Annotated in this window: 27 protein-coding genes; 8 read left to right on the top strand and 19 right to left on the bottom strand. The window is 65.7% G+C overall.

What is annotated here, in order from left to right; genetic code table 11:
• Window positions 1-56 precede the first annotated feature (56 nt).
• Window positions 57-566 (top strand): acyl-CoA thioesterase, encoded by a 510-nt coding sequence (locus ABZ789_RS07245; RefSeq protein ID WP_358421094.1) that lies wholly within the window; start codon window positions 57-59, stop codon window positions 564-566.
• Window positions 567-587: 21 nt separating this feature from the next.
• Here ABZ789_RS07245 and ABZ789_RS07240 read toward each other — a convergent pair whose 3' ends face one another.
• The 4 genes from ABZ789_RS07240 to ABZ789_RS07225 all read right to left on the bottom strand — a co-directional run bounded on the left by ABZ789_RS07240 (window position 588) and on the right by ABZ789_RS07225 (window position 5,250).
• Window positions 588-1,739, bottom strand: a complete 1,152-nt coding sequence (locus ABZ789_RS07240) for an acyl-CoA dehydrogenase family protein (RefSeq protein ID WP_358421091.1) — start codon at window positions 1,737-1,739, stop codon at window positions 588-590.
• Between the two features lie 44 nt (window positions 1,740-1,783).
• The gene (locus tag ABZ789_RS07235; protein WP_358421088.1) at window positions 1,784-3,301 is read right to left on the bottom strand and encodes an acyl-CoA synthetase; all 1,518 of its coding nucleotides are present in this window, start codon (window positions 3,299-3,301) and stop codon (window positions 1,784-1,786) included.
• Between the two features lie 56 nt (window positions 3,302-3,357).
• A complete protein-coding gene (locus ABZ789_RS07230) occupies window positions 3,358-4,155 on the bottom strand; it encodes an enoyl-CoA hydratase (protein WP_358421085.1) in 798 nt (265 codons plus the stop codon).
• A gap of 120 nt (window positions 4,156-4,275) precedes the next feature.
• Window positions 4,276-5,250 carry an LLM class F420-dependent oxidoreductase gene (locus ABZ789_RS07225; protein ID WP_358421082.1) on the bottom strand — a complete coding sequence of 325 codons (975 nt, stop codon included), beginning with the start codon at window positions 5,248-5,250 and terminating at the stop codon, window positions 4,276-4,278.
• Window positions 5,251-5,357: 107 nt separating this feature from the next.
• Between ABZ789_RS07225 and ABZ789_RS07220 the strand changes: the two genes are divergently transcribed.
• The 3 genes from ABZ789_RS07220 (at window position 5,358) to ABZ789_RS07210 (ending at window position 7,058) form a co-directional block, all read left to right on the top strand.
• The gene (locus ABZ789_RS07220; protein WP_358421079.1) at window positions 5,358-6,086 is read left to right on the top strand and encodes an MOSC N-terminal beta barrel domain-containing protein; all 729 of its coding nucleotides are present in this window, start codon (window positions 5,358-5,360) and stop codon (window positions 6,084-6,086) included.
• A 106-nt stretch (window positions 6,087-6,192) separates the two neighbouring features.
• Window positions 6,193-6,840, top strand: coding sequence for a hypothetical protein (locus ABZ789_RS07215; protein WP_358421076.1), 648 nt, complete (start codon window positions 6,193-6,195; stop codon window positions 6,838-6,840).
• Window positions 6,840-7,058: a helix-turn-helix transcriptional regulator gene (locus ABZ789_RS07210; RefSeq protein ID WP_358421073.1), complete on the top strand. Its 219-nt coding sequence runs from the start codon at window positions 6,840-6,842 to the stop codon at window positions 7,056-7,058. The genes ABZ789_RS07215 and ABZ789_RS07210 overlap by 1 nt, the downstream gene beginning before the upstream one ends.
• Window positions 7,059-7,150: 92 nt before the next feature.
• On the opposite strand, the gene fahA is transcribed toward ABZ789_RS07210, so the two are convergent.
• From fahA to ABZ789_RS07160, 10 genes are all read right to left on the bottom strand, one after another.
• A complete protein-coding gene (gene fahA / locus ABZ789_RS07205) occupies window positions 7,151-8,335 on the bottom strand; it encodes a fumarylacetoacetase (protein WP_358421070.1) in 1,185 nt (394 codons plus the stop codon).
• The gene (locus ABZ789_RS07200; RefSeq protein ID WP_358421067.1) at window positions 8,332-9,213 is read right to left on the bottom strand and encodes a hypothetical protein; all 882 of its coding nucleotides are present in this window, start codon (window positions 9,211-9,213) and stop codon (window positions 8,332-8,334) included. Before ABZ789_RS07200 ends, fahA begins: the two co-directional genes overlap by 4 nt.
• Complete coding sequence (locus tag ABZ789_RS07195; protein ID WP_358421065.1) at window positions 9,210-10,412, bottom strand: homogentisate 1,2-dioxygenase domain-containing protein; 1,203 nt, start codon at window positions 10,410-10,412, stop codon at window positions 9,210-9,212. Before ABZ789_RS07195 ends, ABZ789_RS07200 begins: the two co-directional genes overlap by 4 nt.
• A 111-nt stretch (window positions 10,413-10,523) precedes the next feature.
• Entirely contained in the window at window positions 10,524-11,051 is a 528-nt protein-coding gene (locus tag ABZ789_RS07190; protein WP_358421062.1) for a MarR family winged helix-turn-helix transcriptional regulator, read from the bottom strand.
• A gap of 53 nt (window positions 11,052-11,104) precedes the next feature.
• Window positions 11,105-11,518, bottom strand: coding sequence for a hypothetical protein (locus tag ABZ789_RS07185; protein ID WP_358421059.1), 414 nt, complete (start codon window positions 11,516-11,518; stop codon window positions 11,105-11,107).
• A 115-nt stretch (window positions 11,519-11,633) separates the two neighbouring features.
• Entirely contained in the window at window positions 11,634-12,965 is a 1,332-nt protein-coding gene (locus tag ABZ789_RS07180; RefSeq protein ID WP_358421056.1) for an MFS transporter, read from the bottom strand.
• 35 nt (window positions 12,966-13,000) lie between these two features.
• Complete coding sequence (locus ABZ789_RS07175) at window positions 13,001-14,452, bottom strand: FAD-dependent oxidoreductase (protein ID WP_358421053.1); 1,452 nt, start codon at window positions 14,450-14,452, stop codon at window positions 13,001-13,003.
• The gene (locus ABZ789_RS07170) at window positions 14,449-15,246 is read right to left on the bottom strand and encodes an SDR family oxidoreductase (protein WP_358421050.1); all 798 of its coding nucleotides are present in this window, start codon (window positions 15,244-15,246) and stop codon (window positions 14,449-14,451) included. The genes ABZ789_RS07175 and ABZ789_RS07170 overlap by 4 nt, the downstream gene beginning before the upstream one ends.
• Window positions 15,239-16,069, bottom strand: coding sequence for an SDR family oxidoreductase (locus ABZ789_RS07165; protein WP_358421047.1), 831 nt, complete (start codon window positions 16,067-16,069; stop codon window positions 15,239-15,241). Before ABZ789_RS07165 ends, ABZ789_RS07170 begins: the two co-directional genes overlap by 8 nt.
• 50 nt (window positions 16,070-16,119) lie before the next feature.
• The gene (locus ABZ789_RS07160) at window positions 16,120-16,551 is read right to left on the bottom strand and encodes a nuclear transport factor 2 family protein (RefSeq protein WP_358421044.1); all 432 of its coding nucleotides are present in this window, start codon (window positions 16,549-16,551) and stop codon (window positions 16,120-16,122) included.
• A 176-nt stretch (window positions 16,552-16,727) separates the two neighbouring features.
• Here ABZ789_RS07160 and ABZ789_RS07155 point away from each other — a divergent pair, with 176 nt between their 5' ends.
• From ABZ789_RS07155 to ABZ789_RS07145, 3 genes are all read left to right on the top strand, one after another.
• Entirely contained in the window at window positions 16,728-17,390 is a 663-nt protein-coding gene (locus ABZ789_RS07155) for a helix-turn-helix domain-containing protein (protein WP_358421041.1), read from the top strand.
• A gap of 110 nt (window positions 17,391-17,500) precedes the next feature.
• Entirely contained in the window at window positions 17,501-18,979 is a 1,479-nt protein-coding gene (locus ABZ789_RS07150; protein ID WP_358421038.1) for a DUF3533 domain-containing protein, read from the top strand.
• A gap of 105 nt (window positions 18,980-19,084) precedes the next feature.
• Complete coding sequence (locus ABZ789_RS07145) at window positions 19,085-20,650, top strand: bifunctional 3'-5' exonuclease/DNA polymerase (RefSeq protein ID WP_358421035.1); 1,566 nt, start codon at window positions 19,085-19,087, stop codon at window positions 20,648-20,650.
• On the opposite strand, the gene ABZ789_RS07140 is transcribed toward ABZ789_RS07145, so the two are convergent.
• Genes ABZ789_RS07140 through ABZ789_RS07125 form a run of 4 tightly spaced genes read right to left on the bottom strand, consistent with a single transcriptional unit; the run spans window position 20,623 to window position 23,132 of the window.
• Entirely contained in the window at window positions 20,623-21,519 is an 897-nt protein-coding gene (locus tag ABZ789_RS07140; RefSeq protein WP_358421032.1) for an AlkA N-terminal domain-containing protein, read from the bottom strand. The two genes, ABZ789_RS07145 and ABZ789_RS07140, sit on opposite strands and share 28 nt — an antisense overlap.
• Window positions 21,516-22,112, bottom strand: a complete 597-nt coding sequence (locus ABZ789_RS07135) for a methylated-DNA--[protein]-cysteine S-methyltransferase (RefSeq protein ID WP_358421029.1) — start codon at window positions 22,110-22,112, stop codon at window positions 21,516-21,518. Before ABZ789_RS07135 ends, ABZ789_RS07140 begins: the two co-directional genes overlap by 4 nt.
• Window positions 22,100-22,615 (bottom strand): RNA polymerase sigma factor, encoded by a 516-nt coding sequence (locus ABZ789_RS07130; protein WP_358421026.1) that lies wholly within the window; start codon window positions 22,613-22,615, stop codon window positions 22,100-22,102. Before ABZ789_RS07130 ends, ABZ789_RS07135 begins: the two co-directional genes overlap by 13 nt.
• On the bottom strand, window positions 22,602-23,132 hold the full coding sequence (locus tag ABZ789_RS07125; RefSeq protein ID WP_358421023.1) for a methylated-DNA--[protein]-cysteine S-methyltransferase: 531 nt from the start codon (window positions 23,130-23,132) through the stop codon (window positions 22,602-22,604). The genes ABZ789_RS07130 and ABZ789_RS07125 overlap by 14 nt, the downstream gene beginning before the upstream one ends.
• Window positions 23,133-23,240: 108 nt before the next feature.
• Between ABZ789_RS07125 and ABZ789_RS07120 the strand changes: the two genes are divergently transcribed.
• Window positions 23,241-23,963 carry a ribulose 1,5-bisphosphate carboxylase large subunit gene (locus ABZ789_RS07120; RefSeq protein WP_358421020.1) on the top strand — a complete coding sequence of 241 codons (723 nt, stop codon included), beginning with the start codon at window positions 23,241-23,243 and terminating at the stop codon, window positions 23,961-23,963.
• 43 nt (window positions 23,964-24,006) lie between these two features.
• On the opposite strand, the gene ABZ789_RS07115 is transcribed toward ABZ789_RS07120, so the two are convergent.
• The gene (locus ABZ789_RS07115; protein ID WP_358421017.1) at window positions 24,007-24,627 is read right to left on the bottom strand and encodes a TetR family transcriptional regulator; all 621 of its coding nucleotides are present in this window, start codon (window positions 24,625-24,627) and stop codon (window positions 24,007-24,009) included.
• Window positions 24,628-24,694: the final 67 nt, after the last annotated feature.

Genomic DNA, 24,694 nt, shown 5'->3' with positions numbered 1-24,694 from the left:
ACGAGGTGCATCCGGCGGAGATCCCGCCGCGAGCACGACCTACGAAAGGACCACGCGTGCAGGCCAAACCTTGCCGAGAATCACGAGTCATCAAGACCAGCAGGGTGTTTCCCAACGACGTCAACGACCACAACACGTTGTTCGGCGGGAAACTGATGAGCGACATCGACATGACCGCGTCGATTTCGGCGACACGCCACAGTCGCGCCTCCGTTGTGACGGCGTCGACCGACTCGGTGGCCTTCCTCGAACCCGTCCGCCCCTCGGACTCCGTGTGCCTCGAATCGTTCGTGACCTGGACCGGCCACAGTTCGATGGAGGTGTTCGTGAAGGTCACCGCCGAAGATCTGCGCAGCGGTGATCGACGCATCGCCGCAACGGCCTTCCTGACCTTCGTCGCGATCGACGACGGCGGACGACCCACGCACGTCCCTCCGGTACTCCCGGAGTCCGAAGAGGAACGCAAACTCAACAAGTCCGGCGACGAGCGGGCGGAGCATCGCCGAGTGCACCGCCGGCAGAGCCAGGAGATGGCGAAGTACCTCACCACGAGTCGGCCGTGGTGAGGTACCGCCCCGAGGTCTACCTCAGAGCGACCGTGCGATAAGCGATTTCATAACTTCGTTGGCACCTGCGTAGATTCGCTGGACGCGGGCGTCCTCGTACATCCGCGCGATGAGATATTCGCGCATGTAGCCGTATCCGCCGTGCAACTGCACGCAACGGTCGATGACCTCACACTGCTTGTCGGTCAGCCAGTACTTGACCATCGCGGCGTCGGACGCGTCGAGTTCACCCTTCAGGTGCTGCTCGATGCAGTGATCGAGGAAGATGCGGCTCGTGCGAGCGATGGTCTGGCACTCGGCGAGTTCGAACGCCGTGTTCTGGAACTCGAACAGGCTGTGCCCGAACGCCTGTCGCGCCTTGGTGTAGCGAACGGTCTCCTCGACAGCCCGGTCCATCGCACCGGCGGCCTGCGCACCGATGATCAGGCGTTCCTGCACGAGCTGCGCCATGAGCTGGCCGAAGCCGAGGCCTTCGGATTCGCCGAGCAGGTTCGTCACGGGCACTCGCACGTCGACGAACGACAGCTCGGAGGTGTCGGCGGCGTGCTGGCCGACCTTGTCGAGCACGCGGCCCACCGAGAAGCCCGGTGTGTCACGAAGATCCACGATGAGCAGCGACACGCCCTTGGCGCCGGCCTTCGGGTCGGTCTTGACGGCGAGGACGATGACGTCGGCCGACGAGCCGTTGGTGATGAAGGTCTTCGAACCGTTGACGACGTAGTGATCGCCGTCGCGGGTCGCGGTGGTCTTGATGGCCTTGAGGTCCGAGCCGGCGCCCGGTTCGGTCATGCCGATTGCGCCGAGGATCTCACCGGTGGCCATGCCCGGGAGCCATGCCTTCTTCTGCTCCTCGTTGCCGTACTCGAGGATGTAGTGCGCGACGATGCCGCTGTGGACGGAATTGCCGAAGGCGAGATCGCCGGAATAACCTTGCGCATCGAACACCGCAAGGTCGTGAGCGAAGGTGCCGCCGCCACCGCCGTACTCCTCGGGGATCGAACAGCACAGCAGACCGAGCTTGCCGGCCTCGAGCCACACCTCACGGTCGATGCGACGCTGCGAGTCCCACTTCTCGGCCTTCGCCATGACCTCGCGCTCGAAGAAGTCGCGTGCGAGATCGTAGACGGCAGAGACCTCTTCGTCGTGCCAGGAGGGGACATGCTTCTTCGCCATTCGGTGGATTCCTTTTCGCAGGGGTCGGATCGGAAGGGATCGAGTCAGGAACCGCGCAATTCGCGCTTGAGGAGTTTTCCGCTCTGGTTGCGGGGCAGCGTGTCCACGAACTGCACCTTCTTCGGCACCTTGAACGGCGCCAGACGCTGCTTGACGTGATCGGTCAATTCGCTCTCGGTGACCTCGTGCCCGTCCTTGAGTACGACCACCGCGGTGACCGCCTCGATCCACTTGTCGTCGGGGGTGCCGATCACGGCGACTTCCGCGACAGCCGAGTGCGTGTAGATCGCGTCCTCGACCTCGCGCGAGGCGACGAGGATGCCGCCGGTGTTGATGACGTCCTTGATGCGGTCCACGACGGTGATGAATCCTGCTTCGTCCCGGGTGACGAGGTCGCCGGAATGGAACCATCCGTCGCGGAACGCTTCTTCGGTGGCGTCCGGGTTCTCCCAGTAGCCGAGGCACAATTGCGGTGAGCGGTAGAGGATCTCGCCGGGTTCACCATCGGGAACGTCGTTACCCTCGGCGTCGACGACACGGGTTTCGACGAACAGCACCGCCCGGCCGCACGAGGCGGGACGCGCGTCGTGCTCCTCGGGGCGGAGCACGGTGGCGAGCGGGCCGATCTCGGACTGCCCGAAACAGTTGTAGAAGCCGAGATCGGGGTATCGACTGCGAAGTCGTTCGAGGACGGTGACGGGCATGATCGACGCCCCGTACTGCGCCTTGCGCAGCGACGACAGGTCGCGGGTGTCGAGATCGGGGTGGTTGGTCAGCGGCACCCACACGGTCGGGGCGAGGAACAGTGATCCGATGCCTTCCTCCTCGACCAGCCGGAGAATCTCGGCGACATCGGGTGCGGGCAGCAATCGCACGGTCGCACCGACCGCGAAATACGGGAGCAGGAAGACGTGCATGGCGGCCGAATGATAGAGCGGCATGCACACGAGCGGGTCGTCGTCCGCGGACAGGTCGAGCGCCTCGACCGACGAGACGTACTCGAAGATCAGCGCCCGGTGGGTCATCATGGCGCCCTTGGGCTTCGACGTCGTACCGGATGTGTAGAGCAGCTGCACGAGATCGGTGTCGGCGACGGTCACGTCGAGCGCCGGCACGGCGCCGGACTGCGCCACCGACAGCAGCGAATCGTCGGCGTCCCGCAGGGGCACGACGGTCTCGGCCGGTATCTCGGCAAGCACCTGCCGGAGGTTGTCCGCCAAAGCGGGATCCACGAGCACTGCCTTCGCGCCCGACTGACCGAGCAGGTACGACAGTTCTTCACCGCTCAGTGCGTAGTTGATCGGCACGTGCACCAGTCCGGCACGTGCGGCGGCGAGATAACCGATCGCATAGGCGTCGGAATTCGTGCCGTAGGCGGCCACACGGTCGCCGCTGCTCAGCCCGAGAGAAAGCAGGTGGGCGGCGGACCGGGTGACCGCGTCGTCGAGTTCGCGGTAGGTGAACTCCCGGTCACCGAAGCGCAGCGCGACGCGGTCCGGGTAACGCGCGGCGGTGCGGTGGAGGATGCCGTCGACAGTGCTCCGACGCGGATCGGTGGTCATGGAGCGAAGGTTATAGGACGTCCAACCATATAGTCCAGGTTCAGCGATCGCCGAGTTCAGCGCCCCTGCCAGATCGGTGCACGCTTCTCGACGAATGCAGTCATTCCTTCCTGAGCGTCCTCGATCATCGCGTTCGACGCCATCGTCTCCGCCATCGCCGCGTACGCCGTCTCCTGCGGCAGGTCGATCTGGCGGTAGAACGCTTCCTTACCGATCCGGATCGTCGCGGGCGACGCACTCGCGATCCTGAGGGCGAGTTCGGTGGTCGCGGTCTCCAGCGCTTCCGGCTCGACGACGTGGTTCACCAGCCCCCAGTCCGCGGCGGTCCGCGCGTCGACCGTCTCACCGGTGAGCAGCATCTGAAGCGCCCGTTTGCGTCCGATCGCACGACTGACCGCGACCATCGGTGTCGAACAGAACAACCCGATCCGCACCCCGGGGGTACCGAACCGTGCGTCCGTGGCCGCGACGGCGAGATCGCATGCGGCTACCAGCTGACAACCCGCCGCGAGCGCCGTTCCCTGCACCGATGCGATCACCGGTTGCGGGATCGATTGCACCGTCCGCATCATCTCGTTGCAGGTCTCGAAGATCGCACGTTCCTCGTCGAGCGTACGGCCGATCATTTCCCGCAGGTCGTGGCCGGCGGAGAAGACCGGGCCTTCTGCGCGGACCACGATCACCTTCGAGTCCGCCGACAGCGCCGTCAGGCCTGCGATCACCTCTCGCATCGCGTGTACGGAAAGCGGGTTGCGCTCCCGCGGACGATCCAGTGTGAGTACGCCGATTCCACTGGCGTCGTCCACGGCGATCAGCACGGGTGCGGTGGTTTCGGTTCCGGAAGTCTCGGTCATACGGTCAGCCTGCCGGATGGGCGCGGGGCGCACCACCCGTCCTGCCGCGGTCCGTCCGGGCATGCATGCACATCGTCGGCGATACCACCGCCCCGCCTCCCCTCACACCCAATGTACGGATCATCGCCGTGGTGCGAGGGCCCGAATCATCGGAATCGGGTCGCCGGCCGGGACGAGCGCGATCGCAGGTGTCGTTACGCCGGCTTCCATGTACCGCTCCACATGCTCGCGGCAGGCCTCCGGTTCACCATGGATCACCAGAGCGTCCACGACATGATCGGGGATCGCTTCGAGGGCACCCTTGCGGTCGCCTTCTGCCCAGAGCTTCCACATCGCCGCGAAATCCTCGGAGCGACCCAAGAATTCGTGGAATGCCCGATACACGGGGACATTCATATAGGCGGCGATCATGCGTCGGCCGATGGCGCGGGCGGTGTCGGTGTCGAAACCGGGCAACACGAACACCCGGGCCACGATCTCCCTGCCCTCGCCGCCTTCGTGCACATACGGCGCGACGGTCCGGACGTCGTCCACCGAGAGCCAGTTGACGATGGCGCCGTCGGCTTCGCGGCCGGCCAGCCGGAGCATGCCGGGCCGCAGGGCGGCCAGCAGCAGGGGCGGTGCCGGTTCGGCGACGAGCCCCGCACGAAATCCGTCGATGGCGAACGTGTCGTACTTCTCGGTGACCTTCTCCCCGGAGAGGGCCGCCCGTAGGAACCGCAGAGTGTCGCGGGCACGCTTGTACGGCTCGTCGAAGTCGATGCCGTTCCACTTCTCGACGATCACATCGGACGAGGTGCCCACCCCGAGGACGAAACGTCCGGGAGCCGCAGACGCCAGCGACGCCGCCGACATCGCGAGCGTTGCCGGACCGCGGGTGTAGACGGGGACGATCGCCGTTCCGAGGCGCAGCGACGGCGCCCAGACACTCGCAAGGGTGAGCGGTGTGAATGCGTCCGCCGCGCCCGCCTCGGACGACCACACGTCCGTGTAACCGAGGTCGGGCAGTTCCTCGATGATGCGACGTTGGTCGGGAAGCGGGATGCCGTCGAGGGGAATGGTCAGGCCCCATCGTCTCGTTGTGTTCTCCGTCATGCCGCCACCCTAGCGACCGTGTGGTCCACGTCATGTGCGAGCGCGCGAGATCCGTCGCGAAATCGGTCACCCTCCTGGCGCGCGCGCAGCCCCTATGCTCGTATTCCGTGCATATAGATCAGTTGTGGCGTTACCCGGTGAAGTCGTTCGGTGGTGAGCGGATCGACGCGGCAACGATCGAGGCCGACGGCGTGCGCGGCGACCATGTGTGGGCGGTGGTCGATTCCGATTCGGGAAATATCGTCAGCGCGAAGAAATTTCGCCGATTCGGAGTCCTGCTGAGCTGCGCGGCACGGATCGTCGACGATACCGATGCTCGCGACCCCGAGGCTCTCGAACTCGTCCTGCCCGACGGCACGACGGTCCGCGGCTGCGACCGGGAAGTACACGATCTGCTGTCGCAGGTCGTCGGACGACCCGTTCGGCTCGAAGCGCAGCCACGGTCGTACGACGAGGCACCACTGCACCTGGTGTCGCGGGCCGCGGTCGACGCCCTCGGCACCGGGGAACCCGCGGACGTGGCGCTGCGGCGCTTCCGGCCGCAGATCGTCGTCGCCACGTCAGGTCCCGCCGGCTTCGTCGAGGACGACTGGATCGGGCGCAAGGTCACCATGAGCGCAGCTGTGCTCGAGCCCAGCAAACGCACCGCCAGGTGCGTCATGGTGACCCTCGACCATCAGGAGGTTCCGGCCAGGAGGGACATGCTGCGCGACCTCATGAAGATCCATCAGGTGCCCACTCTCCCGGACGAGAAGCCCGCGCCCTGCATCGGCGTGTACGCGACCGTCCGAGCGGAAGGCACGATCGCCGAGGGCGACGCGGTCGAGATTCGGTGACCCACCACCTCTGGACATATCGTTTGTCGATGGGTATAACGATTGTCGATACTATCGATAATCGATAGTCCGCCGTGCGAGAAGTTCGGAGACGACCATGAAACCCATGTCCGAAAGCGCAGACGCCGCCCCCGGTGCGGTCTCCCCCACCGAGACCTCGAAGAAGGACCGCACCGACCTGTGGGCCTCACTCGCGGTCTTCGCCCTCACCGCACTGATCGTGCTCGCCACCTACATCCACACACTCGTGCACTCCCTCGGCGACGGCATCGTGACAGCACGGGTGGAGTTCGGCGACACGGCTCCGCCGGCACTGGCGACGCCAACGGACGCCGGCGTCGAAATCGCCTCGACCGTCGTCGTCGACGTGTCCACCGACTCCCTCTCGCCCGTCACCGTCGGATTCCTCCGCGCGGCCGAAGCGCTGCAGACTCTCGGTTACCTGTCCGCTCTGGGCCTGCTGAGCTGGATCGTGGTGCGGTTCGTCCGAGGCCGGCTGTTCGATCAGGGGGTGATCCGCCTGGTGTGGATCGCGTCGATCGTGGCGATAGCGACCATCATCGTCCCCACGATTCCCCGCACCCTGGGCACCAACATGCTGATCCGGGACGTGGGTATGAACGATATGCTCGAGAACGCGCCGCTCGGTCCCGAATTCTGGTACGCCTACGTCTTCTGCATGGCGCTCTCGGCGGTGGCCGTGGTCCTGCGGATCGGTAACCGCATGGCACGCGACAACGAAGGGCTCGTCTGATGCCCCCGGAGGCCGAGCATGCCGTGCGGTGTCACCTCGACGAACTCCTCGCGGAGCGAGGGATGACCTTGACGGAACTGGCGGAGCAGGTGGGTGTCAGCGTCGTCAACCTGTCGGTGCTGAAGAACGGACGTGCCCGCGCGATCCGGTTCTCCACCCTCACCGCTCTGTGTCGTGTGCTGGATTGTTCTGTGGGAGAGATTCTTTCGGTCGACTGATCGAGCCGCAACGCAGCGATGCCCGGAACCTTGTGGGTTCCGGGCATCGTCGGACGGTCCGGCCGGTGGCGCTCCGGCTCGACGCGGACCTTCTATTCCCCTGTTGCGGGAAGAATGCGGGTGCGGACCTCGCCGAAGCCGATACGGGTGCCATTCGGTCCGGGAGCGGTTGCGGAGATGGCGATCTCGTCCCCGTCCTCGATGAAGGTCCGGGTCTCGTCACCGACCTGAACGGGTTCTGCTCCACCCCAGGTGAGTTCGATGAACGCGCCGCGCTGGTCCTTCTCCGGTCCCGAGATCGTGCCGGATCCGAACAGGTCACCGGTGCGGGTGGCGGCACCGTTGACCGAGGTGTGGGCCAGCATCTGTGCCGGTGACCAGTACATCTGCGCGTAGGGCGGGCGTGAGACGACGTGGCCGTTCCACTCGACCTCGAGATCGATGTCCAGGCCCCACTTCTCGGTGCCCTTCAGATACGGCAACGGTTCGGGATCCTGCACCGGCGTATCGATGCGTGCAGCTTCGAGCGCGGCGAGCGGCACCACCCACGGGGAGATCGAAGTCGCGAAGGACTTCCCGAGGTTCGGGCCGAGCGGCACGTACTCCCACGCCTGGATGTCGCGGGCCGACCAGTCGTTGAGGATCACGGCACCGAAGCAGTGGTCGGCGAACTCGTCGGGACGGATCTGCGACCCCATCGGTGAACCGACACCGACGATGAAGCCCATCTCGGCTTCGATGTCCAGGCGGATCGACGGACCGAACACCGGAGCAGGATCGTTCGGGCCCTTGCGCTGACCGCACGGCCGCACGATGTCCACACCCGAGGTCACGACGGTGCTGGATCGGCCGTGGTAGCCCACGGGCAGGTGCTTCCAGTTCGGCATCAGCGGATCGGGGTTCTGCGGGCGGAACAACCGGCCGAGGTTCGACGCATGGTTCTCGGACGCGTAGAAGTCGACGTAGTCGGCCACCTCGATCGGCAGGTGCATCGTCACATCGGCGACATCGAAGACGGCGTCGTCGGCGACGTCACCGGTCACGAGTTCCTTGATCGCAGCGCGGACTTCGTCCCACCGTGCGCGGCCCTGCGCCATGAAGGCATTGAGCGACGGTTCGGCGAACACGACGTCATCCTCGAAGACACGGCTCAGGTCGAGAACCGAATCCCCGACCCGGACACCCACTCGGGGTTCGGTGTCGGCGGTGGAGAATATCCCGTACGGGAGGTTGTCGATGCCGAAGAGCGAACCCTCCGGAATAGCGATGGTGGTCATGCGTTCGTTCCTTCGGTGATCGGGAAAACCGTCGACGACACCAGCGACAGGCCGAACAGGTCCTCGAGAGGCTCGGCGATGCTGCAGGTGCCGTACGACAGGAAACGGCGCCGGACCTCCGCGGCCCGGTCGTCGGACAGTTCACGGAGGCGTGCGGAGAGCGCACCCCCGTCGCGGTCGGCGAGCACGGTGGCGACCTCGCCGGTGTCGGCTCCGCCCAGCACCGCGTCCACCGCGGCCAGCAGATTCACGAATCCGTGCTGTTCGAATCCCGTCTTCGGATCGGTGTTGCGCACTGCATGATGCAGTCCGGCGGTCGCCTTGAACGGCACTCCTGTGGTGACCACCGTGGTGATTGCCGCGGCGAGTTCGTCCTCGTCCGGGTATGCCTCCGCCACGATGCCACCGGTGCGGAACTTGGCCGCGTAGGGCGTCCCGGCCAAACGGGCCAGAATCTCGGCACGACGCTCGTCCCGCGGGACCTCGACGAAGACATCCACTTCCGGATTCGCCACCGCGATCTCGCCGAGCGCCGAGAACAGCTCGTCTACGGATTGTTCTGCGGGAACTGCGATCTCGAGCGCCACGACGGAAACCGAGTCCAGCGCCTCGACCTTCTCCAGCGCGGGTCCGACCGCGTCGGTACCGGTGGGGGCGGTCAGGCTCAGGGACAGCTCACCCGGATACGGATGCTGCGCGAGGTACTCCTCGAGTTCGTCGAGTCGACCCACCGGGAAGACGAACGCTCCGACCAGTGGCGCGTATGCGGCAGAACGGTGCTCGGCGTGTGCGGGGACGGCGACAGGCAGCGGGGCGTTTCCGGGAGGGAAGAGCGCTGCGTCGTCGCACAATCCCGTGAGAAGAGGACCGAAACTCATTTTCCGGACCCCGCGTTGCGGCTCCAGCTCCCCGCGTAGGCGGCATCCTCACACGCGAGCGCCCCCTCACCGAGTTCGAGCGGGCGGAAGGTGTCGACCATGACGGCGAGTTCGTCGAAGAACTCGACGCCGATGCTGCGTTCGTAGGCACCCGGCTGCGGGCCGTGCGCATGACCACCCGGATGGACGGAGATCGATCCCTGACCGATGCCGGAACCCTTGCGGGCCTCGTAGTCTCCGCCGCAGTAGAACATCACCTCGTCGGAGTCGACATTCGAGTGGTAGTACGGCACGGGAACGGCCAGGGGGTGGTAGTCCACCTTGCGGGGCACGAAGTTGCAGATGACGAAGTTGTTGCCCTCGAACGCCTGATGCGCCGGCGGCGGCTGGTGGACACGGCCGGTGATGGGCTCGTAGTCGTGGATCGAGAACGTGTAGGGATACAGGCAACCGTCCCAGCCCACGACGTCGAAGGGGTGATGGGGCATCACGTAGCGGGTTCCGACGATGCCGTGCGAGGTGCGGTGCTTTACGAGAACCTCGACGTTCTCCTCCTCGACCTGCACCAGTTCGGTCGGGCCGTGCAGGTCGCGCTCACAGAAGGGTGCGTGTTCGAGGAACTGTCCGAACTTCGACAGGTATCGCTTCGGCGGGACGATATGGCTGTTCGCCTCGATGGTGTAGGCACGCAGCGGCTCGTCGCCCTTCGGGACCCAGCGGTGGGTGGTCGCCATCGGCAGCAGGACGTAGTCGCCGGCCTTCGCTTCGAGCGGACCGAAGACGGTCTCGACGGTGGCGGCGCCGGACTCGACGTAGACCATCTCGTCGCCGACGACGTTGCGGTACAGGGGTGACGGCTTCTTCGACACCACGTACGAGAGCCGGACATCTGCGTTGCCGAGGATCAGGCGGCGACCGGTCACGACATCCGTTTCCGCCCAGACTGTTTCGGGGAACAGGTCGTGCAGCTTCAGGTGCCGCGGCTTGAGCGGATGGTTGGGCGTGGTGGTCTGATCGGGCAGCTTCCACTCGGTGGCGTCGACGAGCGCCGAGGGAATGTACCGGTGGTAGAGCAGCGCCGAGTCGGACGAGAAGCCCTCCTCGCCCATGAGCTCTTCGTAGTACAGGTCGCCGTTCTCGTCACGATGCTGGGTGTGACGCTTCGGCGGAATGAAACCGAGCTGTCGATAGAACGCCATGATGTGACTCCTCGCGGATCGCGGGCGTGCGAGTGGTCGCCGCCCGAATTAGTAAACACCTTAACTAAAAGGTGGGCGTGAGCGCAACCACAGACAGGTCACGTCCCCGTGTCAGTTGCGTCCGCGCACGTCGAACTGGCTGCGGTTGGTGATCAGTTTGTTCAGGAGCATCACGAGGATCTGTTGCTCGGTGGGGCTGAGGACCTCCACCCACGCCTCTTCGCGCTCGTTCTGCGCGCGGAAGGTCTCCGCGATCTCCTTCTCCCCGGCATCGGTGAGCGACAACTGCACCGAACGCCCGTCGTGACTGACCGGGGTCTTCTCCAGAATCCCAGCTTCGACCAGCGGCTTCGCAAGATTCGAAACGGCTGCGCGACTCATCCCGGTCAGACGGGCGGCCGCATTCGGCTCGATCGGGCCGGCGAGCCAGACGACGAACATCAGCCGATACGCCGACCACGACCTGCCGCGCGGGCGGTGCACCGCGGCCTCGAGGTCGTAGGTGACGATGTCCGAGGCCCGGTTGAGGGTGAGCAGAACTTCCGTCGCGCTGCGGTGGTGCTCGCCGAACTTGCTGTTCAATCGCTCTTGTGCGAGTTCGACGAAGGACCAGTAGTCGAGGTCGCGGGGTCCGGACATGCGGTCACAGTACCGCAGTGCAGAGTTGATTCAGATGTTTATCATCTCGGCGGTCAGAAGATCGGGTACACGTAATGCTGCACGCCGCCACCGGGCATGCTCGAACCCGTCACGTTGGGCAGGTTGGCCGGCAGGGGCACCAGTCTGTGCGGACGGCCGTCCTGGTCTGCCTGCCAGCAACCTATCGACACCCCGTGGAAGTGCTGACAGACGATGCGGGTACTCGTGCCGAACGGCGAAGTGAGCCGAGGCTCGTCCACCGACGGATTCCAGTAGGCCGGGTCTTCCGGGGTGAGCCAGGAATCGGGGTCGGCATCGGAGACGGTTACCGCACTGCCCGGGACCTGGGTGGGCCATTCGTCCTGTGCGGTCGCTATTCCGGCTCCGCCGAGAACGACTCCCCCGGTGAGCGCGGCGATCACTCCCGCGCGGAGGCTTCTCCGGCATCCGACAGAACTGGTAGCCATCGTCCCCCCTCATCCGTGTTCCAGGACATCGAAGCACGGACGGTAGCCGTCTACGGCGCGAACGCCGGAATTGCCGGTCCCGACGGGTACCGACAATTCCGGCCGTCGACTGCACTCAGTCAGTGCGCAGTTCGATGCCCTTCGTCTCCTCGATGAAGAAGACGGCACCCAGAGTGAGGAGGGCGCAGAACACGAAGTACCCGGCCGGTGCGAGCGAGTTCCCGGTGAGGTCGATCAGCCACGTCGCGATGAACGGCGCGGTACCACCGAGACACATGTTCGTGACGTTGTTGCCGAGCGCGATTCCGCTGTACCGCACGGATGCCTTGAGCATCTCGACGTAGGTCACGAAGGACGCTCCGTTGACCACCGAAACACAGATGAACAGCACGGACTGCCCGATGATCGCCTGCCAGACCGTCCCGCCGGACATCAGCATGAACATCGGGACGCCGACCACCGCCGACGCCGCGCTGCCGGCGAACAGCACCGGCTTGCGGCCGTACTTGTCGGCGAGGTAACCGGCGATCGGCAACGTGATCACGCCGAGGATCAGCGCAAGGCACGTCGACAGGAACGCCACCGACGAAGACAGGCCACCCGTGGTCTGCAGGTAGGTCGCGGCATACACCGAGGCGATGTAGTAGCCACCGATGATGAGTGCCCCGAGCAGAATGATCTTGACTACGCTGCCGCCCGAGGTCTTCAGAAGCTCGGCGATCGGCAGCTTCTTCGTCTCCCCCTTCTCCTCGAGCTCCTCGAACTGCGGGGTGTCCTCGAGATGGTTCCGAATCCAGATGCCGACGACGCCGATGACGACGCTGAGCAGGAAAGGAATACGCCACGCCCACTCGAGGATCTGCTCCTCGGTGAAGATCGTGGTGATACCGAGTGCGACGAGCGAGGCGACGAGCGAACCGAGATAGGTACCCGAGTTGACCAGCGATGTCTGCGTGGCACGCCAGCGGGTGGGTGCGGACTCCGAGACGAATGCGTTCGCACCGCCGAGCTCACCACCTGCGGCGAAGCCCTGCAGGCAGCGCGCGAGAACGAGCATGACGGTCGCCCACACGCCCAGGGTGGCGTAGGTGGGCATCAGGCCCATGGCCGCCGTCGCGACGACCATCAGCAGGATCGTCCACGACAGGGCGTTCTTCCGCCCGTATTTGTCACCGATGTGCCCAAAGAAGATGCCACCGGGCACCCGGAGGAAGAACGCCACCGCGAACGCCGCGAACGTGCCCAGCAGGGCCGCGGTCTCGTCTTCGGCGACGAAGAACAAGGTGGCGACCATCGTCGCCATGTAGCCGTAGATACCGAAGTCGTAGTACTCGACGATGGTGCCCACCACGGCAGCACGAATGACCTTCGTCGTCGACTGCTTCGGCTGGGGAGTGCCGGTCTGAGCTGGACTCTCCGCGGGTGATACCGCATCCGATCCGAGCATGTTCGTGTCCTTTTCGAGTGTGAGGGGAGACGGCGTCACACGCCGAGTTCGGCGCGTGGAGCGGCGCCGGATACAGCCGACCGCGCCGCATTGCGACCCGCGATACGGCCCATGGTCAGTGCATTGGCGACGGCATTGCCGCCACCGACATAACGGAGGCCGAGGATGCCGGCGCCCGCTTCCCCGGCCGCGTACAGGCCGGGTACGACGTTCCCGATCGTGTCGAGAACTTCGGCGTTCCGGTTGATCTCGAGTCCGGCGTGGGTGCAGACCAGTTCGGCGGGCAGCATACGTGCCGCGTAGAACGGGCCCTCCACGATGGGGTCGGGATTCGAGGTGGAGCCCTTGTTGGCGAGTGTGCGGTGCCGCAGGAAGTCGTCGTCGATTCCGTTGGGCAACTGGTTGTTCCAGCGTTCGATCGTGGTGACCAACGCGTCCGCCGGCACCCCGATGAGCTCGGCGAGTTCGGGAAGACTGCCGGCGCGCAGGGTGCGACCGGCGTCGGCCTCCTCGGCGATCCGGTCGGCATCCCAGTCGGTGTATCCGGACGGCAATTCGGTGCGTGCCTTCTCGTCGAAGATCGCCCACACGGGACCGTCCTGAAGATCCATGAGGCCGCCGGACACCGCGTAGGAGGCGTCCTCGTCCATGAATCGACGACCGGATGCGTTGACGTACACCCGCGACTTGGGCGGGAAGCCGGCCTGCCAGTGGTGATAGCGCTGGAAGTATGCGGTGGGCATGGTCAGCCCCCAGTCCTTGCCCGTGATCGCCGAACGGACCTGCTCTCCGAACCGGAAATGGTCACCGCGACTACCGGGCGCGGCGACCACGAACAGCGACTCGCCCGCTCCGAGCGGATACGGGTAGTACTGTTCGAGCAGGTCGCGGTTCTGCGCGAACCCACCGGAGGCGACCACGACGGCATGGGCACGCACCTCGATGTCGTCGGCGACGACACCGACAACACGTCCGTCCTCGACGATCAACCGCTGAACGCGTGTGCCGAGTACCGCCTCCACGCCGTGCGCGCGACGAGCACGATCGAGGGTCTGCACCAGTCCGTAACCCTGGTCCTTCGGCACGTGGCCGCGCCAGACGTCTTCGACGCCGGCCTGGCACAGGCCGGGCATGTGTGCGTTCGACGATTCCCGGGCCGGGATCTCCACACCGAGTCCGATCAGCCATTCGAGAGTCGGGCCCGCGTTCTCGCAGAACGCGCGGACCAGTCCGGGCGCGAGCACCCACTGGTTCAGATCCATGTAGTGCTGGAAGAATTTCTCGGCCGAATCCTCGATGCCGAGGCCGCGTTGCACGCTCGTTCCCGCCGCGGTGAACAGCCCTGCGGACAACTGGGTCGAGCCGCCGAGCTCGGTCTCGGATTCGAACAAGAGCACGCTCGCACCGGCTTCGGCTGCCGAGACGGCAGCAGCCAGTCCGGCACCGCCGCCACCGATCACTACGACGTCGATGATGTCGTCGTTCATGAGAGTTGATCTCCCGTCTCCGCGATGATGCGGTGGTAGAGGCCGTTGGACGTCATTCCGCCATCGACGGTTACTTCGCTGCCCGTCATGTAGCTCGAGCGATCGGACAGCAGGAACAGCACGGCGTCGGTGATCTCGTCCACGGTGGCCATCCGGCCGGCGGGCACACTGTTCAGCGCTGCGTCGACGAAGGCGTCGGCGCCGCCGAGCAGGGGTGTGCCGACGAGTCCTGGATGCACGGAGTTGACCCGGATGCCCCAGCGTGCGAAGTTCCCCGCGGCCGATTTGGACAGTCCGCGCAGACCCCATTTGCTCGACGAGTAGGCCGGAGAGAAGTACCCGATCTGTCCGGAGATCGACGAGATGTTGACGATGGAGCCGCCACCGCTCTCCCGCATGAGCGGAGCGACGGCTTTCATGCCGTAGAACGGGCCGAACAGATTGATCCGCATGGTTCTCTCCCAGACGTCGTCCGGGGTGTCCATGAACTCGAGGCGCCGGGATATCCCAGCGTTGTTGACCAGTCCGCCGAGTTCACCGCGCTGTGAGCGGATCTCGGCGACGACCCTGATCCACTCGGCAGCATCGGACACGTCGAGCGTGTGTGCCGACGCCGACCCGCCCGCCGCTTCGATCTGTTCGACGACCTCGGTCGGGTCGGCGATATCGGCCACGCACACATGCGATCCTCGTGCCGCGAGTACACGCGCGTGGTTGGCTCCCATCCCGCCGGCCGCGCCCGTCACAAGTACGACCGAGGGGTAGGACACGGATTCGAGGACACCGTCAGACATGCCGCGATCCACCGTCGACGGCGATCGAGTGTCCGGTGACGTAGCGGGCACTGTCGGAGAGCAGGAAGAGCAACGGCCCGAAGACCTCTTCGGGCGAACCGATCCGGTGCAGCGGTACGACGTCGAGCGCGTGCTTCAGTGCGGCCGGGTCGTCCTGAACCCAACGGGTCATCTCCGTGTCGATGTATCCGGGCGCGATGGAGTTGACACGAATCCCCTTGTCGCCGAACTCGACTGCGAGCGATTCGGTGAGGTGGGCAACGGCTGCCTTCGACGCGCAGTAGGCGCCGCGCCCCTTGCGTACCCGCAAGGCCGAAACCGACGACATGTTCACGATCGCGCCACCGGGCTCGAGGTGCCGGGCGGCAGCCTGGGCACCGAACAGCACGCCCTCGACGTTGACGTCCAGCGTTGCCGCGATCTGCTCCCTGGAGATTTCTTCGGCGAGTGCGAACGGAAAGATTCCGGCGTTGTTGATCCAGAAATCGATGCGGCCGAACTCCTGCACCGCGCGCTGAGCGAGTGCTTCGTGCTCGTCGGGGTCGGTGACGTCGACCCGCTCTCCCACCACGACCCCGGGCTTCTCCACGAGGGACTCGACTGCGAGTTCCGCGTTGATCTGCTCGGCGGTTTCCTTCATCTGGACGTCGTTGATGTCGCCACCGACGACGTTCACACCGCGCGTGGCCAGTCCTCGCGCGAACTGTGCACCCATCCCACGGGCCGCGCCGGTGATGACGGCGACCTTGTTCGCCATCTCCGGGTAGACGGCAGCGATCGGGGTGGTGACGGTGCGGCCCGGGTTCTGGGCGTCAGCGGTCATGGGTGATTCCTCCGGGAGTGCGAAACGAATGTGGAAAGAGGGTGTGAAGGTCAGCGGTCGTCGCGGGAGACGACGCGGCGGGCTATGCGCCATTCGCCGTCGATGTGGACGAGGCGGTCGTCGATGGTGGTGAACCGGACGAGGCGGGATTCTCCGCCGCGTGCGGTGGCCACGATCTGCAGATAGGCCTGGACTCGCAGGGTGTCGCGGTCGAGGCGGTAGACCGCGAGGTTGGTGACGACGTGCCGATGCACTTCACCCGCGTCCTGCGCAGCGGCATAGAAGCGCTCGGCGAAATCCTCGAGCGCGTCGGTACCTGCCACGGGGGCGGGGTAGCTGGGTGAACAGAACTCACCGTCCGGTGTGAACGTCTCGGCCCACTCGCGGGCAGCGCCTCCGTCGATGAGGTGGCTCTGCCGCCCGTACAGCTGGTGGATCCGGGCGAGAACCGCCTCGTCCACGCTGTCGTCAGTCCGTGTCATGTCGTTCGAAACCGTTTCGTCTTGTGTGCGATAATCGCACTCAGCGTGCGATTAACGAAAATGCTAGGTGTTACAGTTCACAGACGTCAAGAGAGGTAACGGGAGTCATGCCACGAATGCGGGAACTACCTGCACAAACGGAGAATTTTGATCTTCGGGTCGAGCCCGATGCCGGAATGTCCAAGACGCTGCACAACGGCCTCGAGATCCTGGAACTGCTCGCCCGGAATCCGCACGGTTTGTCGGTCAGCGAGATCGCCGACGGACTCGCCGTCCACCGCACGGTCGCCCACCGACTGGTCCGAACCCTCGAGGCCCACCGCCTCTGTCGACGCGACGACCACAAGCGCATCACCCTGGGCACGGGCCTGGTGACCCTCGCCGAATCCGTCGAGCAGGATCTGCGCACTCTCGCCAGGCCGATCCTCGAAGACCTTGCCGACAGCGTCGAGGCCACAGCCCACCTCGTCGTCCGCGAATCCGACACCACGGTGCGGGCAATGATGGTGATCGAACCTCGCCGATCCGATGTCCACATCGCGTTCCGTCCCGGGCAGGTGCATCCCCTTGATCGAGGTTCGGCCGGCCTGGCGATTCTCGGCTCGATGCCTCCACGTCCGGAGGAACGGCCGGAGGTGACGCGCGCCCGACGGATGGGCTACGCGGTCTCCACAGGCGAGGTCGTATCCACCACCATCGGCATTTCGGCCGCAGTGCCCAGCCGTGCCGGCGGCACCCAGGCCGCGATAGGTGTCTCGGTTTTCGATGCCACAGACGAACCACGCCTCGCGGCCGCCGTGGTTTCTGCCGCATCGGCCCTCGGCGAATTGTTGAGGTGAGCGAACACGGTCGACGGAACCCGGAGTGAGGAGTTCCGCACCCGCGGTCTTCAGGTGCATTCGCGCACTCGATGCCGACAACGGAACACACCTGTGTGCACAATCGACAGGTGAGTTCATCCCGATCGTTGTCCGATCCACACCACGGCACAGTGCGCAGCGCGCGCTTCTGGCTCGCACCCTTCGCCGTCGTCGCGGCGGTGATGAGCGCCCTGGCGTACTTCTATCTCGGCGCACTCCTCGATCCGAGCGAGAACTTGAGACAGTTCCCGATGGCCCTCGTCAATCAGGACGTCGGCGATGTTCTCCCCGGATCGGAGGAGCAACGCAATTTCGGGGACCAGATCGCCGAGGGGATCCTCGAGGGCATCGATCCCGAGCAGATCGACCTGCAACCGATGGGGATCGCGGCCGCCACCGACGGCCTCGACGACGGCAGCCTCTACGGAGCGATCGTCATCCCCAGCGACTTCACCAAACGCGTCTCCATCCTGGCGCAGGCTTCGGTCATCCCCGGCGACATCGAAAAACCGATCATCACCGTGTACACGAACCCCCGCACAGGCGCGTTCGCGACCGGCATCGTGACCACGATCGGCGACCGTGCCATGACCGAGGTCAACGGCGCGGTCGGTGAGGAGTTGACCGCGAGGGTTACCGCGACCCTCACCGAAACCGCCCCCGACCTCCAGGTATCCGGAGCGAGCAGTCTCACGCTCGCCGAACCGATCGCTGTCCTCACCGTCGAACACAAACCCCTGCCCGACGGGACCGGTGCGGGTCTGTCCGCCTTCTTCTACACCTTGTTGCTGATCCTGGCCGGGTTCACGGGCGCCACGATCATCAACGCGGTCGTCGACGGCAATCTCGGATTCGTACCCACCGAGTACGGCCCGCTCTATATCGCCAAGGAGACGACCCGGATGTCGCGGCTGCAGGTGCTGATGCTCAAGTGGGGCATCACTGTCGTCATGTCGATGATCGTCTCGGCGCTGTATCTGTGGATCGCCACCGGTCTCGGAATGCCGGTACCGCGTGCACTGCTGCTGTGGGAGTACGGGGCACTCGCGATCTCCGCGGTGGGAATCACCTCCCTGGCCGTGATGTCGATCTTCGGCGCGGCGGGCCTGCTGGTGAACCTGGTCGTGTTCATCGTGCTCGGTCTTCCCTCATCCGGGGGCACCATCCCGATCGAGGCCACCCCGAAGTTGTTCGAATGGTTGTCGACCTTCGAGCCCATGCATCAGGTCTACCTCGCGGTGCGAGCCATCCTCTATTTCGACGGACGGTCCGATGCAGGGCTCGGTCACGGCGCCACCATGACATTGGCCGGACTCGTGTTCGGAGTCGTCGTCGGCGCCCTCGTGACATGGACCTACGACCGCATCGGATTCCACCGAACCCCGGACGCGCCTGCACGACTGCCCTGGAGACCGTCTCGAAACCGCCTGTCGGATCTCACGGTCACCGCGCACAGCACGGACGACCGCAGGATTGTCGATCCCGACGAGCAGGAGGAGCCTTCGCAGGAGACGGGGACCCCGCCGCGCGTCGGGGGTAGCGGCGGAGTCCCCCGGCTTTCACGGTAACGGCGGCAGCTGCCGGCTTCTCGCCCGCTTCGGGTGATTTCGGGGGTGATTGGCAGGGTTACCGGCGCGTCGAAGCCTGCCGGAGCGGAGGAGCACACTGTAGGAGTGCGCACCGTCGTTGTTCCTCATCCTGCGGACGGCCACGGTCGTCGTGGCGCGAGTGTCGTCGAGGCCGACGCAACCGGCGAGCCACTCGGACCTGTCCGTGAACACCAGGATTTCGCGGCGGCGGTCGCGGAGATCGAAGCCGAATCTCGGCCCCGATGGGTGTGGGCATCGACGGCGACCGTCTACCCCGAACTACTGCGCGCAGGGGTTCGGGTGCAGCGGTGCCACGACCTCGCCACCACCGGAGCCATTCTCGCCGTGCGGGAGGGGTCGTTCCCACCCGCCGTGGAGGAACCCGCCGACGAGCGGCCCGGTCTCTTCGACGCCGCGCCCACGATCGGCATCGACGCCGTCCTCGAGCAGTACGCCGACCAGCGACGCCGCATAGCGGGCGATGCCCGCCTCGAGTTGCTCACCGCCGCCGAATCGGCCGGCACACTCGCCGCCGCCGAAATGGGTTTCGACGGCCTACCGTTCTCGGCGCAGGCCCATCGTCGTCTGCTGGAGGACACTCTCGGGCCACGCCCCGCCGGCTACGAATTACCGAGCCGCATCGCCGAAGTCGTCGAGGAGATCGGCGCTGTGTTCGGCCGGCCCGTCAATCCTGCATCGCACAGCGAGGTACTCGAAGCCTTCCGGAGGGAAGGGATCGCCGTCGAGTCGACGCGCAAGCATGTGCTGCAGCAGATCGACCATCCGGCCGTGCCCCTGTTGCTGCGGCACCGCGAGCTGTCGAAGTTGTTCAGCACGAACGGCTGGCACTGGCTCGACACCTGGGTACGCGACGACCGGTTTCGCCCGGTCTACGTGCCCGGTGCCGTCGTCTCGGGTCGATGGGCGAGTCGGGGCGGTGGCGCTCTGCAGATCCCGAAGGCTTTGCGTTCGAGCGTGGTAGCGGATCCCGGCCGGTGGTTCGTCGTTGCCGATGCGGGCCAGCTCGAACCACGCATCCTGGCGGCGATGTCGGGTGACAGGCGCATGGTCGCCGCCGCCGGTGCGGACGATCTGTACGCCCCCATCGCCGCCACGTCGTTCGGCGGCGACCGCGCGAAAGCGAAGGTCGCGGTGCTGGGTGTACTGTACGGGGCCACGTCCGGTGATTCACGAGCTCTGCTGGCTGTGCTGCGCCGAAGCTTCCCCACCGCCGTCGAGTTCGTCGAACGTGCAGCGCGCGCCGGTGAACGAGGCGAGGTGGTGCATTCGTGGCTGGGCCGGGCGTGCCCACCCGCTCCTCCGAGCTTCCACTCGCACGGCGACGCGCACGCACGTGGCCGCTTCACGCGGAATTTCGTCGTGCAGGCCACTGCAGCCGAGTGGGCTCTGTGCCTGCTCGCCGAACTGCGTCGGCGGTTGTCCACCGACCCCGATCCGGATGTCGGCGACCTGGTCTTCTTTCAGCACGACGAGGTCGTGGTGCATACCGGGAACCCGGAACGTGCGTCCTCGCACATCACGGCGGCGGTCGACGTGGCAACGCGACTGATGTTCGGCGACACCCAGGTTCGCTTCCCGATGGACACCGCGGTGCGCACCGTCTACGCCGAGGACTTCGGAAGCGAATAGGCGGCCTGCATCCACAGGTGCATGACGGCATAGGCCCGCCAGGGGCGCCACCTCTCTGCTTGCCGGGCGACCTCCCGCGCCGTCGTCACCCCCAGAGCTCGCCGGAGGACGAGGTCGCCGGACGGACAGGCGTCTCGATCACCGATCCGCAGAGACAGATAGTCGACGGTCCACGACCCGATACCCGGGAGGGCGAGGAGGTCTTCTGCGAACGACGATTGCTCCGGAGCCAGGCCGTCGGCTGCCGCGCGGGCCAGGTGCGCGAGCGTGCGGGCACGAGACTGCGTCGTGCCGATCGCGGCGCGAAGTTCGTCGGGGTCGATTCTCGCGAGTCGATGCGGACCGGGGAAGCACCGCAACCCGCCAGTGGCATCGTCGCCGAATGCTGCGACGAGACGCCCGCCGAATGTGCATGCCGCAGCAACACTCACCTGTTGTCCGAGGACCGTCGACACCGCCGTCGCGAACCAATCGGTGGTACCGACCACCCGTAGCCCTGGATTGGCTCGCACGAGTGGACCGAGCACGGGATCGGACCGGAATGCCGAATCCACGACCGTGGGATCTGTTGCGAGGTCGAGCCACTGCTCCACGACCGCGACGACTTCCTCGACCTCGACGGCGTAGGCGGTCTCGACGACAACTTCGAGATGTCGCACTTCCCCCGGCTCTCGAGAGGACGGTTTCATCAGGTCTTCGAAACGCACGGTGACATGTGCGGCGCCGCCCTTCGTACGGACCGCGCGACGGTGAGTGCCGCTCTCGGCATCATGGTGTTCGTGACCGGGAACGACATGACTTCGCAGCATCGCGAGCATCGGTGCTACCGCAACGGGTTCCGCCATCGGGATCCGGAGGACTGTGATCATGTCGCCGACTCGAGTTGTAGCAGAACCCTCTTCGCTTCGAGACCCCCGACGTAATTGCCCATGCTGCCGTCGCTGCGCACCACACGGTGACACGGCACCACCACCGGAAGGGGGTTCTTTGCACACGCAGTGCCGACCGCCCGCACCGCGCGAGGGCTCCCTGCCGCAGCCGCGACTTCGGCGTAGCTTGCCGTTCGCCCGTACGCGATGTCGGGCAATCGGGTGATCACCTCTCGACGGAACCCACCGGCCAGACGCAGATCGAGTGGAATATCGAAATGCGTTCTGGTGCCCGAGAAGTACTCGTCGAGTTGCCGGACGACGGGGTCGAGCCGCCGTGGCGAGCCGAGAACACGCGGGCTGATTCGCCGGGAGAGTTCGTCGAGGACGGCGTCGGGCCCGTCGGCGACGTAGGCGACCCGCACGAGTCCGGCGGCGGTCGTCGCCAGCAGCAGCGGCCCCACGGGAGTGTCGGCGACGCGGAAGGCGACGTCGAGTAGACCCGCTTGCTCGGCATCGAGCACGAGCTTCTCCCGTAACCACGCGAGATCGGCCGGCCCGACCGACGGTTGTGGAAAAGTCATGAGCGGCATCCTGTTCCGGATTCGATGTGACGACGCAGAGCAGCCCGGCCGTCGGCTGCGGCACGGCGCGCTGCGGCGGGGCTGTTGCCGAGGATCGTGCCTATTTCGGCGTAGGGAAGGCCCCCGACATAGTGGTAGACGAGGGCCGCACGCTGTGTGAAGGGAAGCTCTGCGACCGCGGCCCACAATTCGTCGTCACCCTCCCCTGGTATCCCCGTGGTCGACGCGGGGTCGGGCATCTTCTCCGTGGGTATCGGGTTCCGTCCGCGCACCCGGTGGATGTCGACGGCTTTCCGATGCGCGATGGTCACGAGCCACGCTTCGAGGTTGCTGCCCGGCTGCAGCGCCGGATAAGCACGCAACGCCGCGAGGAAGGTTTCGGACCAGGCGTCGTCGGCCTCCACAGGCCCGAGTAGTGCGCGGCAGACCTTCAGCACGGTGGTGCCGTGCCGGCTCACCACTTCCTCGAAGGGCGGGAGGTGCGCCTGCGGAATGTGGTCAGGCAGGGACATGGGTGCTGCCCGGGCCACGAGGATGTCCTGCGCTCAGAATCCGTGCCTCCTGATCGAGGAGGAAGCGCTTGCGCTCGAGACCCCCGGCATAGCCGGTGAGTTTGCCCCCGCTACCGATGACCCGATGGCACGGGACGACGATGCACAGCGGGTTACGAGCGTTGGCTGCGGCCACCGCCCGTACCGCAGTGGGCCGGCCGAGGTCGAGCGCAATCTCTGCATAGGTACGTGTGGTGCCGTACTCGATCTTCTTCAGCGTCTCCCACACCGCGCGTTGGAAGGGTGTTCCGGTAGGCGACGTCGGGACGGTGAAGTGGATGCGACGACCGGCGAAGTACTCCTCGAACTGGGTGATGGCCTCGTCGAACCCTTCCGGGGCCTGTTCGCCGAAACTCCCGCGATCGGGAGCGGGACGGTGTTCGGCGATGTAGACGCCGCTGAGGATGCCGTCGGTGTTCACCAACGTCAGTTCTCCGATCGGCGAGTCGATCACGGTGTGGGTACGCAATACCGTCACGATTACGATCCTTCCATCCGGTGTGCGCTTCGTACCGGGTAGACGGGCCGGACGTCGAAAATGTGAGGTCCGTGATCACGACCGTGGGCCGTGCTGCACTATGACGAGATGATCTCGCTGCCTGTGCCCACGCTCGGACTCTCGGTCGTCGGCTCCGTCGTCGACGTCACTCGGACGGTGCTCGGACGCACACTCGACACTGCGGAGTTCGCGATATCGATCCCGGCGCGGGTGGAAGCCCTGCTCGACGAGGCCGAATCGCTCATCGGTTCCGTCGAGTCCCTGGTTCGCCGCATCGAGACGGTCGTCACCGATGCCACCGATATCGTCGAAGGGGCTTCGGTGGCCGTCGCGCAGGCGACACAGGTGATCGCGTCGACCATCGGTGTGGTGGAGGAAGCCGCCGATGCCGTCTCGCGGGCAACCGAGATCATCGACTCCACGGGCGGGGTGGTGCGCGATGCCACCGCAGTCGCCACGGATGCGAGGGTCGTCGTCGAATCTGCAGGTCGCAGCTCGGATGCCGCTGCTGAACTACTCGAGACCTATCGCCCCCTCGCCGAGCGGGCCGCCCCGCTGGCCGCCCGGTTCGTCGAAGAGTTCTCACCCGCAGAGGTGCATGCTGCGGTCCAGCTCATCGATATGCTGCCGGTCATCACCGAGCGGGTCGACGCAGTGCTGCCGATCATGGCGACGCTGGACACCGTCGCACCCGAGATCCACGAACTGCTCCTCGTCGCGAAGGACGTGCGACAGGCCATCGTCGGAGTGCCCGGCTTCAACTTCCTGCGCCGGCGGGGAGAGGACAAGGAATCCAACGGCGACGACTGACGATCGACGAGCAGGTGCGCCGTGCCGCGCCACGGTGACGGTCCTACCTGTGGGCCGTGGAGATGAACTGGTAGGTCGCCGCATCGACGATCTCGTCGGGCGTGATGGTGATCTCGTCGTTCAACCAGGCGGTGACCAGTTCCGCCAAGCCACCGACGAACAACAATCCGTTGATCTCTCCGCGATCCCCTGGCCACGCACGATCGCCGTACATGCGAGTCGCTTCGTCGGCGACCATCTGGGCGAAACCTCGCAGGGCTGCGCGCCTGTGGGTGCGCAACGGCTCGAAACCGGCGGACTCGATCAGCGCGACACGGCCCTTGCGCGGATCGTCGGTGAGAATCGCTACGAACGAGGCGATGGCATTTCGCACGAGCTGGTCGAGTGTTCCGGTGCCTGCCCGGAGAGCAACGAGCACGGCCTCGCGTACCTCGTCGGCGATTCTGTCCAGAACTTTCTGCAGTAGATCGTCTCTGCTGGTGAAGCTCTCGTAGAAGTAGCGCTCGGTCAACTTCGCATGCGCACAGATCGCGGTCATGGTGGCGCCACTCTTACCCGAGGCCGCGAAGAGGTCCAGGCCCGCCTCGAGCAGGCTTTCACGCCGTAGCGCGACCCGTTGCTCACCGCTCAAACCGGCGTAGCGGCGGGAAGTGGAGGAAACCATGCATCGATCTTGACAGAGAAAGCAAGTGTGACGCACACTACCCCTTATCTGACAGGCTGCCATGTCA

The sequence above is a fragment of the Rhodococcus sp. NPDC047139 genome (assembly GCF_040643435.1).
Classification (GTDB): Bacteria; Actinomycetota; Actinomycetes; order Mycobacteriales; family Mycobacteriaceae; genus Rhodococcus.
The sequence above is the reverse complement of the archived record's forward strand: the minus strand, read 5'-3'. Positions and strand labels throughout refer to the sequence as shown.